This is a genomic window from Cellulomonas xiejunii (genome assembly GCF_024508315.1).
Lineage (GTDB): Bacteria > Actinomycetota > Actinomycetes > Actinomycetales > Cellulomonadaceae > Cellulomonas > Cellulomonas xiejunii.
Genome location: NZ_CP101987.1, coordinates 106878 through 122783, shown reverse-complemented (window position 1 = coordinate 122783; position 15906 = coordinate 106878). Strand labels below are relative to the sequence as shown.

15 protein-coding genes and 1 riboswitch are annotated in these 15906 nt (G+C 73.9%); of the genes, 9 read left to right on the top strand and 6 right to left on the bottom strand.

Annotation, left to right across the window (positions count from 1 at the left end; genetic code table 11):
- Positions 1-10: 10 nt before the first annotated feature.
- From NP048_RS00560 to NP048_RS00520, 9 genes are all read left to right on the top strand, one after another.
- Positions 11-715, top strand: a complete 705-nt coding sequence (locus NP048_RS00560) for an MSMEG_4193 family putative phosphomutase (RefSeq protein WP_227577033.1) — start codon at positions 11-13, stop codon at positions 713-715.
- Between the two features lie 19 nt (positions 716-734).
- Entirely contained in the window at positions 735-1280 is a 546-nt protein-coding gene (locus tag NP048_RS00555) for a DUF3090 domain-containing protein (protein ID WP_227577032.1), read from the top strand.
- Positions 1277-2065: an SCO1664 family protein gene (locus NP048_RS00550; RefSeq protein ID WP_227577031.1), complete on the top strand. Its 789-nt coding sequence runs from the start codon at positions 1277-1279 to the stop codon at positions 2063-2065. The genes NP048_RS00555 and NP048_RS00550 overlap by 4 nt, the downstream gene beginning before the upstream one ends.
- Positions 2066-2162: 97 nt before the next feature.
- Positions 2163-2768 carry a DNA-3-methyladenine glycosylase I gene (locus NP048_RS00545; protein ID WP_227577030.1) on the top strand — a complete coding sequence of 202 codons (606 nt, stop codon included), beginning with the start codon at positions 2163-2165 and terminating at the stop codon, positions 2766-2768.
- Between the two features lie 52 nt (positions 2769-2820).
- On the top strand, positions 2821-3039 hold the full coding sequence (locus NP048_RS00540) for a hypothetical protein (RefSeq protein ID WP_227577029.1): 219 nt from the start codon (positions 2821-2823) through the stop codon (positions 3037-3039).
- A gap of 297 nt (positions 3040-3336) precedes the next feature.
- Positions 3337-4233: an alpha/beta fold hydrolase gene (locus tag NP048_RS00535; protein ID WP_227577028.1), complete on the top strand. Its 897-nt coding sequence runs from the start codon at positions 3337-3339 to the stop codon at positions 4231-4233.
- 131 nt (positions 4234-4364) lie between these two features.
- Positions 4365-4471: riboswitch (SAM riboswitch) on the top strand.
- Positions 4472-4535: 64 nt separating this feature from the next.
- Complete coding sequence (locus tag NP048_RS00530; protein ID WP_227577027.1) at positions 4536-5633, top strand: methylenetetrahydrofolate reductase; 1098 nt, start codon at positions 4536-4538, stop codon at positions 5631-5633.
- On the top strand, positions 5630-7981 hold the full coding sequence (metE, locus tag NP048_RS00525) for a 5-methyltetrahydropteroyltriglutamate--homocysteine S-methyltransferase (RefSeq protein ID WP_227577026.1): 2352 nt from the start codon (positions 5630-5632) through the stop codon (positions 7979-7981). Before NP048_RS00530 ends, metE begins: the two co-directional genes overlap by 4 nt.
- Before the next feature lie 128 nt (positions 7982-8109).
- Positions 8110-9264, top strand: a complete 1155-nt coding sequence (locus NP048_RS00520; RefSeq protein ID WP_227577025.1) for a MalY/PatB family protein — start codon at positions 8110-8112, stop codon at positions 9262-9264.
- 151 nt (positions 9265-9415) lie between these two features.
- On the opposite strand, the gene NP048_RS00515 is transcribed toward NP048_RS00520, so the two are convergent.
- From NP048_RS00515 to gcvP, 6 genes are all read right to left on the bottom strand, one after another.
- Positions 9416-9859 carry an Hsp20/alpha crystallin family protein gene (locus NP048_RS00515; RefSeq protein WP_227577024.1) on the bottom strand — a complete coding sequence of 148 codons (444 nt, stop codon included), beginning with the start codon at positions 9857-9859 and terminating at the stop codon, positions 9416-9418.
- A 155-nt stretch (positions 9860-10014) separates the two neighbouring features.
- Positions 10015-10470 carry a (deoxy)nucleoside triphosphate pyrophosphohydrolase gene (locus tag NP048_RS00510; protein WP_227577023.1) on the bottom strand — a complete coding sequence of 152 codons (456 nt, stop codon included), beginning with the start codon at positions 10468-10470 and terminating at the stop codon, positions 10015-10017.
- 160 nt (positions 10471-10630) lie between these two features.
- Entirely contained in the window at positions 10631-10867 is a 237-nt protein-coding gene (locus NP048_RS00505; RefSeq protein WP_227577022.1) for a helix-turn-helix domain-containing protein, read from the bottom strand.
- 313 nt (positions 10868-11180) lie between these two features.
- Positions 11181-11552, bottom strand: coding sequence for a glycine cleavage system protein GcvH (gene gcvH, locus NP048_RS00500; protein ID WP_227577215.1), 372 nt, complete (start codon positions 11550-11552; stop codon positions 11181-11183).
- 59 nt (positions 11553-11611) lie between these two features.
- On the bottom strand, positions 11612-12817 hold the full coding sequence (gene gcvT / locus NP048_RS00495; RefSeq protein WP_372456815.1) for a glycine cleavage system aminomethyltransferase GcvT: 1206 nt from the start codon (positions 12815-12817) through the stop codon (positions 11612-11614).
- Positions 12814-15750 (bottom strand): aminomethyl-transferring glycine dehydrogenase, encoded by a 2937-nt coding sequence (gcvP, locus tag NP048_RS00490; protein ID WP_372456818.1) that lies wholly within the window; start codon positions 15748-15750, stop codon positions 12814-12816. The genes gcvT and gcvP overlap by 4 nt, the downstream gene beginning before the upstream one ends.
- Positions 15751-15906: the final 156 nt, after the last annotated feature.

Genomic DNA, 15906 nt, shown 5'->3' with positions numbered 1-15906 from the left:
GGCTGCGGGGATGGCCACCGTCCTGCTCGTCCGTCACGGCCGCACCGACGCCAACGTCCGGGGCGTCCTGGCGGGGCGCGCTGCGGGGGTGCCGCTCGACGCCGTCGGACGCGCGCAGGCCGAGCGCACTGCGGACCGCCTCGCCGTGGTGCCCCTCGTCGGCGTGGTGACGAGCCCGCTGGAGCGGTGCCGGGAGACGTCGGACCTGCTGCTGCGACGGCAGGGCGGCGCGCCGGACCTGGCGGTCGAGGACGCGCTGACCGAGTGCGACTACGGGGACTGGCAGGGCCGGTCCCTGGCCGACCTCGCGCGCGAGGCACTGTGGTCGACGGTCCAGACGCACCCCGCGGCCGTCACGTTCCCCGGGGGTGAGTCCCTCGCCGCGATGCAGGCGCGGGCCGTGGCGGCGGTGCGGCGGCACGACGCCGCGGTCGAGGCTCAGCACGGTGCCGGCGCGGTCTGGGCGGCCGTGAGCCACGGTGACGTCATCAAGTCGGTCCTCGCCGACGCCCTGGGCATGCACCTCGACCTGTTCCAACGTCTCGAGGTGGGGCCCGCGTCGGTCTCGCTGGTCCGCTACGGGCCGCTGAGACCGCACGTGATCGCCACCAACACGCAGCTCGGCGACCTCGGGTGGCTGGGGACGGCCCGTCCCGATGACGACGCGCCGGTGGGCGGCGGGGCCGGGCACGACTCGACCGCCGCCGCGGACTGACCGTTCGTACACTCGACCCATGACCGCCCTCGTCCACGAGTTCGACTGGCCGGACCGCGTCGTCGTCGGCACCGTCGGCCGCCCGGGCGAACGCACGTTCTACCTGCAGGTGCGCATGGGTGAGCGGTCCGCGAGCGTCGCCCTGGAGAAGCAGCAGTCCGCGGCGCTGGCCGACCTGGTCGAGGAGCTGCTGGACGACCTCGCGACCGACGAGACCCACCCGGTGACCGTGCCCCGACTGACCCCGCCCGAGCTGGTCGACGACGACCCGATCGACCAGCCCGTCGAGCCGCTGTTCCGCACCGGGGCGATGCGCCTCGGCTGGGACCCGCGGACGCTGCAGGTGGTCGTCGAGGCGTTCCCCGTCGAGGCAGGCGCGGACGCGCTGGCCGACGAGGCGGACGAGCCCAGCGAGGTCCTGCTGGTGCGGATGCCGGTCGGCACCGCGCGGGCGTTCGTCCAGCGCACGCGCGGCGTGGTGGACGCGGGCCGGCCGCTCTGCGTCCGGTGCGGGGAGCCGATCGACCCCGACGGCCACGTCTGCGCACCACCCGACGGCGCGTGACCTCACCGGACGACGAGCCGCGCGGCGTCGACCTGGACGGCGACGAGCTGCGGATCGTCGGCCGTCTCACCGCCGCGTCCAACGCGACGTTCGTCGGCACGATCCGCGACGTCGCGGTCGTCTACAAGCCGGTGGCCGGCGAGCGGCCGCTGTGGGACTTCCCGGAGGGCACGCTGGCGCTGCGGGAGGTGGCGGCGTACCTCGTCTCGCAGACCCTCGGCTGGGACGTCGTGCCGCGCACCTGGCTGCGTGACGGGCCCTTGGGGCCCGGGATGGTGCAGCTGTGGCAGGAGCCGGACCCGCAGCAGGACCCCGTCGACGTCGTCCCGACCTCGGCCGTGCCGGCGCAGGGGTGGCGCACCGTGCTCGAGGGGACCGACGAGCGCGGCCGACCGGTGGCGGTGGTCCACGAGGACTCCCCGGCGCTGCGCCGCATGGCCGTGCTCGACGTGCTGCTGAACAACGCCGACCGCAAGGGTGGGCACGTGCTCCCCGTGGCCGGCGGCCACCGGTACGGCGTGGACCACGGCGTCACGTTCCACACCGAGCCCAAGCTGCGCACGGTGCTGTGGGGCTGGGTCGGCGAGCCCTTCGACGCGGACGAGACGGCCGGTGTGCGGCTCGTGCGGTCGGAGGTCGCCGGGGAGCTCGGGCAGCAGCTCGCCACGCTGCTCACCACACCGGAGGTCGACGCGCTCGCCGAGCGGTGCGACCGGCTGCTGGCGAGCGGGCGGTTCCCCGCGCCCGACGGCGGCGCGTCGCCCGTGCCGTGGCCCCTCTTCTGAGCGGGTGAGCCGACCACAGCCCCGCCGCGTGACGGGCTCGTCCCCAGGTCCTGCCGCGCGCGTCCCCCGCGTCGGGCCCGCGGAGCACACTCGGTGCATGACCACGACGCCCGCACCGTTCCGCTGCTTCGGTGGCGCCGACCCCCTGTACGCGGCGTACCACGACGACGAGTGGGGGGTGCCGGTGCATGACGAGCACGCCCTGTACGAGCGGGTCTCCCTGGAGGCCTTCCAGTCGGGCCTGGCGTGGATCACGATCCTGCGCAAGCGGCCCGCGTTCCGGGAGGCGTTCGCGGGGTTCGACCCGCAGGTCGTGGCGGCCTACGGGGACGACGACGTGGCGCGGCTGCTGGCGGACCAGGGGATCGTGCGCAACCGGGCCAAGATCGAGGCGACGATCGACAACGCCCGCGCGCTGCTGGCGCTCCACGAGTCGGGGCGCACGCTCGACGAGGTGCTGTGGTCGTACGCCCGCGAGCCGGGTCCCCGGCCGCGGACGTGGGCCGAGGTCCCGGGTCGTACGGCCGCGTCCGCAGCCCTGGCCAAGGAGCTCAAGCGGTACGGGTTCCGCTTCGTCGGGCCGACCACGGCGTACGCGGCGATGCAGGCGTGCGGGGTGGTGGACGACCACCTGGACGGCTGCCTCGTGGTGCGCCGGACGAACGGCGGTGAGGCCGCCGAGCGCGCTGCTCCCCCTGAGTGACGCACGCGACCGAGGGTCGGCAGACCGCGGACGACGGGCTAGGGTGCCGCACATGACGGACCACGTGGACCACGACGGACGGCAGGATGCCGTGCGCGAGGCGCACGACGCGTGGCTGTCCGCCGGCGATCCCGACCCGTACGTCCTGGAGGCCGTCCAGGACGGACTGCTCCGCGTCCCCGTCGCTGCGCCGACGTCGTCGTGGTTCGGCCTGCCCCACCAGCGCACCTCGCGCGAGACGACGTCGCGCCTGCACCGCCGGCGCCGCTGACACGTCGCGGCGCGGGGTCGGCACGCCGCCCTGTTCACGATCAACGGACGTTCCTGGCCGCGACACTGATCGGCCCTCCCCCAGCAGGTGGATCAGCTGGCTCCTGCCCTCGTGGCATGCGACGCTCGACGTCGTGGCAGGCTTCGCGCTCCTGACCGCAGCCACGCTCGGCGTACGCGTGGGTCGACGATCGTGACGCCGTTGGCCCGGCCGGTCTCGGCCGCCCGGTGCTGTGGGTGGTCTGGCTCGTCGTCTTCGGCGCCTACCTGATGCGTCGCCGGCCAACGGGCAGGAGCCATGAGGACGATCGGACACTTCCGTAGCGCCGACGCCCGCGCAGCGTACGTGCGCGCGTACGAGGCTGCGATGGCGGCGCTGCCACCACCCACCGACGGGTTCGAGGTGGGCACGTCGTTCGGCTGCGTCCGTGGGTTCCGCTGGGAGGGGGTACGCGACACGTCCGTCCCCGTCGTCCTGCTCCCGGGCCGCAGCGCCGGCGTGCCCATGTGGGGGGACAACCTCCCCGACCTGCTTCGATCGGAGAGGACCGTCTTCGCGGTGGATGCCCTCGGGGACGCGGGGCTGTCGGAGCAGTCCGTACCGCTGTCCACGGCCGGCGATCAGGCGACCTGGGTCGAGGAGACCCTGGACGGGCTCGGAGTCGGCGTCGTCCACACACTGGGCCACTCGTTCGGCGCGGCGACGACCGCGGCCCACGCGCTGCGCTTCCCCAGCCGTGTGGCGAGCATCGGCCTGCTCGAGCCCGCCTTCGTCCTGCGCTGGCCCCCGCCGTCCACCTTCGTGTGGGCGACGCTCTCCCTCGTGCCTGGCCCGAGCAGCTGGCGAGAGCACGCCCTGGCCGCGCTCGGTGGGGTGGAGGTCGACGAGGTGAGGGCCCGGACGCCGATCGGCGAGATGATCTCCGCCGCGGTCGAGCACTTCCAGAGCGACCTGCCCACCCCACGTCCCCTCTCGCGCGAACAGCTCGGCAGGCTCACACAGCCCGTCTACGTCGCCATCGCCGGTCGCCGCTCCCTGGCCGGAGGCGAGAGGGCGGCGACGCGAGCACGAACCCTGCCGAACGCGGTCGTGGACGTGTGGCCGGGCACGACGCACTCCCTGCCGATGCAGGTTCCGGCGGAACTGGCCCTGCGCCTTCGGTCGTTCTGGGACCGCGTCGATCCCGCGGGGTGACGCCGCGGTGGGACAGTCCAGGTGGTCTGCGCCGCGCCGCACACTCGTGACCGGTCGGCGAGCCGCTGGCCGGCGTCTCACGCACCGACCGCCCCGTTCGGGTGCACAGACCGACCCGTTATGCTCTCGCACGACCATCCAGAGCGGCTGAGAGACCTGGCTCGACGACGCCGCAGCAACCCCCCTCCTCGCGAGGGTGTGGGTGCTTCCGCCAGGAACGATGGAGTGACGATGAACGTGCGCCCCCGTGCCACCGACCCCTCGTGCGGCAGCACCCGCCCGATGACCCCGCCCACGGCGCGATGAGCACCGTGGTCGAGATCAAGACCGAGACGGTCACCGCACCCCAGCACTCGCGCACCGCGCGGCGACGCGCGGAGCAGGCGGGCGCACTGGACCGTCCGACCGTCTCCTTCGAGCTGTTCCCCCCGCGCAACCCCGACGCGGCACCCCGCCTGTGGTCGACCGTGCGTGAGCTCGAGACCGTCGAGCCCGACTTCGTCTCCGTCACGTACGGCGCGGCCGGCAAGACCCGCCAGACCACGCGGGCGATGGTCCGCCGCCTGCTGCGCGAGACCTCCCTCACCCCGATCGCCCACCTGACCTGCGTGGGGACCTCGCGCGAAGAGGTGACGGCGATCGTCGAGGAGTTCCTCGACGAGGGCGTGCGCTCGTTCCTCGCGCTGCGTGGCGACCCGCCCGCCGGCGAGCCCGACTGGCGCCCGCACCCCGACGGCGTGCACACCGCCGCCGAGCTCGTCGAGCTGCTGCGCGACATCGAGAGCCGCCGGTGCGGCCGCAGCGCCGCGCAGGCCGTCCGCGCCCGGGTCCGCCCGCTGTCGGTGGCCGTCGCCGCGTTCCCCCGCGGCAACCACGCCACCGGCGGCACCCGCGCCCAGGACGTCCAGGCCCTGCTCGCCAAGCAGCGCGCCGGCGCCGACTTCGCGATCACCCAGGTGTTCTACGAGGCCGAGGCGTACCTCGGGCTCGTCGCCGAGGCGCGCGCCGCCGGCGTCACCATCCCGATCGTGCCGGGCATCATCCCGACCACCGACCCCGCCCGGCTGCTGCGCCTGCAGGAGCTCACGGGCGTGCCCGTCCCCCGCCGGCTGTTCGACCTGCTCGGGTCCACCGACGACCCGGTCGAGCGCCACCGCCGCGGCACCCGCGCGGGTGTCGACCTCGTCAACGGGGTCCTGGACGGCGGCGCGCCCGGCGTCCACGTCTACACGTACAACAAGCACGAGGCGGCGCTCGACCTCCTCGACGGCGCCGACCTCATCGGCGGCCGTCGCTGCACGGTCACCGCCCCCGACGCCGTCACCACTCCCGACCTCACCGCGCCGGACGGCCACCCCGCCGACGCCTCCACGACGACACCGCGAGGAAACCTGTCATGACCGACACCACGCCCGCCCAGCCGGCGACCCCGGCCTTCCCCGCCGGCTCCGTCCTCGGCTACCCGCGCATCGGCCCGCGCCGCGAGCTCAAGAAGGCCCTCGAGGCGTTCTGGGCCGGCCGCACGTCCGCGGACGAGGTCGAGGCCGTCGCCGCCGACCTGCGTCGTCGCACGCGCACGCGCCTCGCCGAGCTGGGTCTGGCGACCGACGCCCCCGCGATCCCCAGCGCGTTCTCCTTCTACGACCACGTGCTGGACGCCACCGCGCTCGTCGGCGCCGTCCCCGCCCGCTTCGCGGACCTGCAGGACGCGGACGGCCGTCTCGACCTGGCCGGGTACTCCACCGTGGCCCGTGGCCGTGGTGACGACCTGCCGCTCGAGATGACCAAGTGGTTCGACACCAACTACCACTACCTGGTGCCCGAGATCGGCCCGGACACGCAGTTCCGGTACGCGTCCGACCGCCCCGTCGCGGAGTTCACCGAGGCGCTCGCCGACGGCGTGCTCACGCGGCCCGTCGTCGTCGGCCCGGTAACGTACCTGGCGCTGGCCAAGCCGACCGAGGACGCGCCCGCCGGGTTCTCCCCGATCGACCGCCTCGACGACATCCTGCCCGTCTACGTGCGGCTGCTCACCGAGCTCGCCGCAGCCGGCGCCACGTGGGTGCAGATCGACGAGCCCGCGCTGGTCTCCGACTCCGTCGGGGTGTCCGCCGACGTGCTGGCCGAGGCGACGACCCGCGCGTACCGGGTGCTCGCGACCGAGCTCGCGCGCCCGCAGCGTCCGGCGATCCTGCTCGCTGCCTCGTACGGCGACCTCGGCTCGGCGCTGCCCGTGGTCGCGGCCACCGACGTCGAGGGCCTCGCGCTCGACCTCGTCCGCGGCGACGCCCCGACGGTCCCCGTCACGGGTCTCGCGGGCAAGACGCTCGTCGGCGGGGTCGTCGACGGCCACAACATCTGGCGCGCGGACCTCGACAAGAAGCTCGCGATCCTCGAGCAGCTCGAGAACCTCGGCGCCGCGGCCGTCACGGTCGGCACGTCGACGTCGCTGTTCCACGTGCCGCACACGCTCGAGGACGAGCCCGCGCTCGACCGCGCGCTCGTGCAGTGGCTCGCGTTCGCCGACGAGAAGGTCCGCGAGGTCGCCACGCTCGCCGAGGGCCTGACCGAGGGCCGCGAGGCGATCCACGAGCAGCTCCTCGCCGCGTCGGACGCCGTGAACTCGCGCGCCACCGCCCCGGGCGTCGTCCGCCCCGAGGTCCGCGAGCGCGTCGCCGCGCTGACCGACGAGCAGTTCCGCCGCGGCCCGTTCGCCGAGCGCAAGGCCGCGCAGGCCGCACGCCTGAACCTCCCGGCGCTGCCCACGACGACCATCGGGTCGTTCCCGCAGACGCCGGAGATCCGCAAGGCGCGCGCCGCCTTCGGCAAGGGCGAGCTCACGGCCGAGCAGTACGAGGACGAGATGAAGGCGGAGGTCCGCCGCGTCGTCGAGCTGCAGGAGCGGATCGGTCTCGACGTCCTCGTGCACGGCGAGCCCGAGCGCAACGACATGGTCCAGTACTTCGCCGAGAACCTCGACGGCTTCTCCGTGACGCAGAACGGCTGGGTGCAGTCGTACGGCTCGCGCTGCACGCGCCCGTCGATCCTGTGGGGCGACGTGTCCCGCCCGGCGCCCATCACGGTCGCGTGGGCGCAGTACGCGCAGTCGCTCACGTCGAAGCCGATGAAGGGCATGCTCACGGGCCCGGTCACGATCCTCGCGTGGTCGTTCGTCCGCGACGACCAGCCGCTCGGCGACACCGCGAACCAGGTCGCCCTCGCGCTGCGCGACGAGATCGCCGACCTCGAGGCGGCGGGCATCGGGATCGTCCAGGTCGATGAGCCCGCGATCCGTGAGCTGCTGCCGCTGCGCGAGAAGGACCACGCCGCGTACCTCGACTGGTCGGTCAGCTCGTTCCGCCTGTCGACGGCCGGCGTGCGCCCCGAGACGCAGATCCACACGCACCTGTGCTACTCGGAGTTCGGCGAGATCATGGAGGCGATCGACGGTCTCGACGCCGACGTGACGAGCATCGAGGCGGCCCGCTCGAAGATGGAGATCCTCGGCGACATCGCCGCGGCCGGGTACCCCCGTGCCGTCGGGCCCGGCGTCTACGACATCCACTCGCCGCGCGTCCCGTCGCAGGACGAGGTCACCGAGCTGCTCACCGAGGCGGTCCGCACCATCGACGTCGACCAGCTCTGGGTGAACCCGGACTGCGGCCTCAAGACCCGCCGCTACGAGGAGGTCACGCCCTCGCTCGAGCACCTGGTCCAGGCGACCCGGACGGTCCGCGCGTCCCTCTGACGCCCCGGACGGCCGACACCTCGAGGCCCCGGCCGCCGCACCCGCGGCGGCCGGGGCCTCGTCGTGCCACCAGCGACGGCACCCTGCCGGCCCGGTCACCGGGGCCCGCGCCGTCTACCCTGCACGGCATGGGTTCCCCGTTCGACGTCCCGGTCGCCGAGCTGCGACGGCGCACCTCCCTGAAGTGGCACACCTACCCGCAGGACGTGCTGCCGGCGTTCGTCGCCGAGATGGACGTGCGTCCGCTCGACGCGGTCGTGTCCGCCGTCCACGGCGCGCTGCTCAGCGGTGACACCGGGTACGAGGCCGGGCCTGCGAGTCCGCGCGGCACGGCCTACGCGGAGGCGTTCGCCGACTTCGCCTCCCGGCACCACGGGTGGGACGTCCCGGTGGACCGCACGCGGCTGGTCCCGGACGTCATGCTCGGCGCGGTCGAGGTGATCCGTCTGGTCTCGGCGCCGGGCGACGCGGTCGTCATCAACCCGCCCGTGTACCCGCCGTTCCGGTCCTTCCTGGAGCACGCCGGGCGTCGCGTCGTCACCGCACCGCTCACCCCTGCGGGCCGGCTCGACCTCGACGCGCTCGACCGCGCGTTCGCCGGCGCCCGCGCCTACCTGCTGTGCCACCCCCACAACCCGACCGGGACGCTGCACACCGCGGACGAGCTGCGCGCCGTCGGGGACCTCGCCACCCGGCACGGCGTCCGCGTCGTCGCCGACGAGATCCACGCACCGCTCTTCGTCGGCGACGAGGCGTTCGTCCCCACCACGACGGTGATCCCCGACGCCATCGCGCTGCACTCGGCGTCCAAGGCGTTCAACCTGGCAGGCCTCAAGACCGCCGTCGCCGTCCCTGGTCCTGCCGCCGACGACCTCACGCACCTGCCGGAGATCGTCGGTCACGGCGTCAGCCACGTCGCGTCGATCGCGCACCAGGCCGCGTACCGTCACGGCCACGCCTGGCTCGCCGACGTGCGCGCGAGCATCCGGCGGCACCAGCAGATGGTGGACGACGCGCTGACCGAACGGCTGCCGAGCGCACGGTGGCGGCGGCCGGAGGCGACGTACTTCGCGTGGCTCGACGTCCGCGACACGCCGGCCGTCGCCGGCAGCGGCACGGACCCCGCGCGACTCCTGCTGCACCGCGGTCGGCTGGCGGTGAACCCTGGCCCGACGTTCGGTGACGAGGGCGCCGGTCACGTCCGGCTCAACCTGGCGACGTCACCGGAGATCCTCGCCGACGCCCTGGACCGTCTGGTGACGACGCTCGCCGCTCGCGCCTGACGCGACAGTCCTGAGCGGCGGCGCACAGCGAGTGGATCGCACTCTCACGCCCCTCCGGGGGGGCAGGCGGCGGCGCACAGCGACTGGATCGCACTCTCACGCCCCTCCTGGGGGCGTGAGAGTGCGATCCAGTGCTTGTCGGAGGGGCGTGTCAGTCCGCCGACGCCGGCTCGGGTGCTGCGATCGAAGCCTGTGCGGCACCGTGCTGGACCTCGATGCGACGCGGCTTGGCCTCCTCCGCCACCGGGATGGTCAGCGTGAGGACGCCGTCGTCGTACGTCGCGTTGATGCGGTCGAGCGCGAGGCCGCGGCCGACGGTCAGCTGGCGGGCGTAGGTGCCGACGGGCCGCTCCTTGGCGAGCCACTGCACGTCGCTCTCGGTGCGCGGCGTGCGCTGCGCCCGGATGGTCAGGGTGCGGTCGTCCACGTTCACGTCGATGGTGCCCGGGTCGGCGCCCGGCAGGTCGACGTGCAGGACGTAGTGGTCACCGTCGCGGTACAGGTCCATCGGCATCGTCGCCGACGCGCGGTCGGACGCGAGGACCTGCGCAAGCACGCGGTCCATCTCACGGAACGGGTCGAAACGAGTAGCCATCACCCATCACCTCCTCGACGTGGGTCCGGTCCTCCCGGCTCCCGGTGCTGTGCCGGCGGCCTCTGCCGCCGGTTGGCTACACGTCAACAGTTAGCACTCTCGCGCGGAGAGTGCCAAGTGGAAGATGTCGATATTTCGCCCAGAGCGAACAAGCGTCAGGCGGAGCGGCCCATGGAGCGCCGGTCCTCGCGCGCGAAGCCCGCGACGAAGTCGACCAGGCCCTCGACGATCCGCACGTCGGCATCGAGCCACGGCACGTCGAGCCACTGGCCCGCGGGCAGCCAGCGCAGCTCGTCGTGCTCGACGAGCGGCTCGGGCCCACCCTCCAGCACCTCGGCGAACCACAGCCGCATGACGTACTGGTCGGACAGGACCCACGCGCCGTCGTCCGGGCCGAGGAGCTCGACACCGAGCCCCACGCGCACACCGAGCTCCTCACGCAGCTCCCGGTGCAGCGCCTCTTCGGGCGTCTCACCTGCCTCGACCTTGCCCCCGGGGAACTCCCAGCGCCCCGCGAGGCTGGCGGGCGTCGCCCGCCGCGCCGCGAGCAGGAGCTGCGGGTCGTCGAGATCGTCGACCACGGCCGCTGCCACGACGAGCACAGGAGTCATGCACCGAGTCTGCCAGTCCTCTGTCACAGCCGGATCACGACGATGTGATCGGCCGTTCGCGTCGTGTGCTCAGCCGGGGAGGTCCGGCCGGGCGGGACGCGCGTGCTGGTGGTACGGGTACGGAGGGATCCCTCCCGCCCCTCCGTGGGGCGGTGACGCGTCAGCGGATGCCGTTGGCCTCGGCCCACGCGACCGCCTCGGCACGCGTGGAGGCGCCGATCTTGCGGTAGACGCTGCGCACCTGCGACTTGACGGTGTTGCGGGTGACGAACAGCCGCGTGGCGATCTCCTCGAGCGTGACGTCCTCGGTCAGCTCGGCCAGCACGACCCGCTCGCGTCGGGTGAGGGAGTGAGCCCCCAGCAGGTGCGGGTTCAAGGCGGTGTCCAGCATGCTCATGATGTCCTCCGGTGGGCGGCGGGTCCGGTCTCTCCGGGCTCGCGTGGGCTGCGTACCGGATGAGAGCGGCGCGCGTCGTGGGTATGACGCGACTTTCGCCGGTTTCTCTGAATCACCGTGAGTTCCCCCCCGCGGTGCCGATCGCTGCACCTGTCATGACGCCGGTCCGAGCCCTCTGATACATCGCGGTCGGAACGCCGTCACCAGCACTGTGCGTCACATCACCCGTTCGGGCAAGCACCCGGACGCATGGACAACTGTCCAGCACTCACCCACCCGGCCCAACCGGTAGGTGCCATCACCCACGAACGGCTCACGGGTTGAGCGCTGCGTACTCCTCGGCCGACAGGAGAGGGCCCGTGGACGTGACGTCGACGCGCAGCAGCCACCCCTCGCCGTAAGGGTCCGCGTTGACCAGCGAGGGGTCGTCGACGACCGCGCCGTTGACCTCGACGACGGTCCCGGAGACGGGCGAGAACAGCTCGGAGACCGACTTGGTCGACTCGATCTCCCCGATGACGGCGCCCGCCTCGATCGTGGAGCCCACACTCGGCAGCTCGACGAAGACGATGTCGCCCAGGGCGTCGGCGGCGACCGCCGTGATGCCGACCGTGACGGGCGACGACGCGTCGACCCACTCGTGCTCGGCGGTGTACTCCAGCGTCGTGGGCAGCTCGGCGGCCATGAGGGCTCCTGTCGGGTCGGGTGGTGCGGGCGTGCGGGCGGACCGGGTGCGGCGGACCGTCACCGAGGACGACGGTAGAAGGGAAGGGGCACCACGCGCACGGGTTCACGCCGTCCGCGCACGTCGACCGCGAGCTCGGCCCCCTCGGCGCTCATCTCCGGCGTCACGTACGCCATCGCCACGGGGTACCCGAGCGTGGGCGACGGCGCACCGGACGTGACCGTGCCGACGACCGGCGCGTCGGGCTGCGTGGACGCGAGCACGTCGTACCCGTGCCGCGCGGCGCGACGCCCCAGACCCTGCAGCCCCACGAGGACGCGCGCGGGTGCCGAGTGCGCCCGCGCGGCGAGCGCATCGCGCCCGACGAACGGCAGGGGCGCGCCGTCGGCGTCGACCTTGTCGAGCTTGACGACACGCCCCAGGCCCGCGTCGTGCGGCGTCGTCGTGCGGTCCAGCTCGTTGCCGTACAGCGGCATGCCGGCCTCCAGGCGCAGCGAGTCGCGCGCCGACAGGCCCGCGGGGACGATCCCGTGGTCGGCACCGGCGGCGAGCAGGGCACGCCACAGGGCCGGTGCGCCCGCCGCGTCGACGAAGAACTCGAAGCCGTCCTCGCCCGTGTAACCGGTGCGCGCGACCAGCACCGGAGCCCCCTCGAACTGCATCGGCAGGCACGCGTAGTAGCGCAGCGTCGCAGGGCTCACGTCGGCGGGGCCGGCCGGGTCCGCCGTCAGGCCGGCCAGCGCCTCGACCACGTCGAGCGCACGCGGCCCCTGCACCGCCACGAGCGCCGTCGCGGCAGAGCGGTCGACGACGTGGGCGTCGAGACCCGTCCCGGCCGCACGCTCGCGCAGCTCGGTGAGCACGACGTCGTGGTTCGACGCGTTGGCGACGACGAGGTACTCCTCCTCGCCCGTGCGGTACACGACGAGGTCGTCGATGACGCCGCCGTCGGGCTGGACGATCATCGTGTACCGCGCACCGGGCACCCGCAGGCCCGTGAGGTTGCCGACGAGCGCGAGGTCGAGGAACGCGCCGGCCTGCGGCCCGGTGACCGCGATCTCCCCCATGTGCGAGAGGTCGAACAGGCCGGCGGCCGTGCGGACCGCCGTGTGCTCGGCGAGGTCGGACGTGTACCGCAGCGGCATCTGCCAGCCCGCGAAGGCGGTGAGCGACGCGCCCAGGGCGACGTGCTCGTCGTGCAGGGGCGAGCGCAGCTCGGTCATCGGGGCTCCCGTGGTGAGGTCGGGCCGGAGGTCGGCGGTCATCGCACGTCGTCCGCGTACGCCTCGACGGGCGGGCACGAGCAGACGAGGTGCCGGTCGCCGCGGGCGCCGTCGATGCGACGCACGGGCGGCCAGTACTTGTCGGCGCGCAGCGAGGCGAGGGGGAACGCGGCCAGCTCACGGCCGTACGGCTGCTCCCAGACGTCCGCGCTGACGGACGCCGCCGTGTGCGGCGCCTGGCGCAGCGGTGAGCCCGCCAGCGGCCAGCGGCCGTCCGCGACGCCCGCGATCTCGCCGCGGATCGCGACCATCGCGTCGACGAACCGGTCGAGCTCGACGAGGTCCTCGCTCTCGGTCGGCTCGATCATGAGGGTGCCCGGGACCGGGAACGACAGCGTGGGCGCGTGGAAGCCGTAGTCCATGAGCCGCTTGGCGACGTCCTCGGCGGTGACGCCCGTGGCCTTCGTCAGGGGACGCAGGTCGAGGATGCACTCGTGCGCGACCAGGCCGCCCGGGCCGGCGTAGAGGACCGGGAAGTGCTCGCGCAGGCGCGTGGCCAGGTAGTTCGCCGCCAGCACGGCCGTCTCGGTCGCGCGGCGCAGGCCGTCGGGACCCATGAGCGCGACGTACGCCCACGAGATCGGCAGGATGCCGGCCGAGCCCCAGGGCGCAGCCGAGACGGGCGCGACGACGGAGCCGGCCGCACCCGGCGTCGGGTCGCCCGGCAGGTACGGCGCGAGGTGCGCCGCGACCGCCACCGGCCCGACCCCCGGGCCGCCGCCGCCGTGCGGGATGCAGAAGGTCTTGTGCAGGTTCAGGTGGGAGACGTCCCCGCCGAGCTCGGCCGGACGGGCCAGCCCGACGAGCGCGTTGAGGTTGGCGCCGTCGATGTAGACCTGCCCGCCGGCGGCGTGCACCAGGTCGCAGACCTCACGCACGTGCGCCTCGTAGACGCCGTGCGTCGAGGGGTACGTGATCATGATCGCCGCGACGCGCGGGCCGTGCTGGTCGAGCTTGGCGCGCAGGTCCGCGAGGTCGACCTCGCCGTCCTCGGCCGTCGCGACGACGACGACCTTGAGGCCCGCGAGCGCGGCCGACGCCGCGTTGGTGCCGTGCGCCGAGGCGGGGATGAGGCAGATGTCGCGGTGCTCGGCACCCTCGGGCCGGGTGGCCTCGTGGTACGCGTGGATGGCGAGCAGACCGGCGAGCTCGCCCTGCGACCCCGCGTTGGGCTGCACGCTCACCGCGGCGTAGCCCGTGATCTCGGCGAGCCAGCCCTGCAGCTCGGCGACCAGGGCCGCGTAGCCCCGCGTCTGGTCGGCGGGGGCGTACGGGTGGACGTCCGCGAACTGCGGCCAGGAGATGGGCTCCATCTCGGCCGTCGCGTTGAGCTTCATGGTGCACGAGCCCAGCGGGATCATCGTGCGGTCGAGCGCGAGGTCCTTGTCGGACAGGCGGCGCAGGTAGCGCAGCATCGCCGTCTCGGAACGATTCACGTGGAACACCGGGTGCGTGAGGTAGTCGGTGGTCCGCAGCAGCTCGGCGCGCGGCACGGTGGGGCCGCCCCCGAACGCGCCGAACGAGACGGTCCCGTCGGCCGCGACCGGGGCGGTGGTGACGCCCGCGACGACGAACGCGCCCAGCACCGCCACCACGTCGTCCGCCGTCGTCGTCTCGTCGCACGCGACCTGCACGTGGTCGGCGTCGGCGACCCACACGTTGATGCCCGCGTCGGCAGCGGCCCGTGCCACGTCCGCCGCACGGCCCGGCACGTGCGCGCGCACGGTGTCGAAGACGTCGTCGTGGACGACCGTCACGCCCAGGTCGCGCAGCCCGCGCTGCACGCCTCGCGCGTGCCCGTGCACCCGCCGCGCGATCGCCCGCAGCCCGTCCGGCCCGTGGTAGACCGCGTACATCGACGCGACGATCGCGAGCAGCGCCTGCGCCGTGCAGATGTTGCTCGTGGCCTTCTCACGGCGGATGTGCTGCTCGCGGGTCTGCAGCGCGAGCCGGTAGGCCGGGGCGCCGTCGGCGTCGACGGACACCCCCACGAGGCGCCCGGGCAGCGTGCGCTCGAGCCCGGTGCGCACCGCCATGAACGCGGCGTGCGGGCCGCCGCCGAACAGCGGGACACCGAACCGCTGCGCCGAGCCGACCGCGACGTCCGCACCCAGCTCGCCCGGCGACGTCACGAGCGTCAGCGCGAGCAGGTCCGCGGCCACCGTGACGAGAGCCCCGCGGTCCTTGGCCGCGGCGACCAGCGGGCGCAGGTCCCGCAGCGCGCCCGACGCGCCCACCTGCTGCACGACGACGCCGACCAGCGGCCCGTCGACCTCCGGCAACCCGTCGGTGAGGTCCGCGACGACCACCGGCAGGCCGACCGCCTGCGCGCGCCCGCAGGCGACGGCCAGCGACTGGCCGAACAGGTCGGCGTCCAGCACGACCGTGCCCGTCGTCGCGCGCGACGCCCGCCACATGAGCGCGACCGCCTCCGCGACGGCCGTCGCCTCGTCGAGCAGCGACGCGTTCGCCACGTCGAGGCCGGTGAGGTCGGACACGACGGTCTGGAAGTTCAGCAGCGCCTCGAGGCGGCCCTGCGAGATCTCCGGCTGGTACGGCGTGTACGCCGTGTACCAGGCGGGCGACTCCAGGACGTTGCGGCGGATCACCGCGGGCGTCACCGTCCCGTAGTAACCCTGGCCGATCATGGGCCGCAGGACGGCGTTGCGCGACGCCACGTCGCGCAGCGCGGCGAGCACCTGCTCCTCGGAGCGCGCCGGCGGCAGGTCCAGCGGACGGTCCGTGCGGATCGCGGCGGGCACGGCGGCGTCGACCAGCGCGTCGAGGCTGTCGTACCCGAGCGCGGCGAGCATGCGGGCCGTCTCGTCGCCGCGGGGGCCGATGTGCCGGTCGGGGAAGCCATCCGCGGCGGGCGAGCGGACGGGTCCGGTGGGTGCGGGCGCGGCGGGGGCCACGGACGGCACGTCGAGGTCGGTCACGGGCTGCTCCACGGGGTCGTCCGGACGTGGTGGTCCACGCACCGGGACGGACAGGGGCTTCCCCGCTCTGTCATCCACCCCGCACGGGGTGACCTGAGAGTTTGGCCGGTCCGCCATGAGCGTCGACCCGCG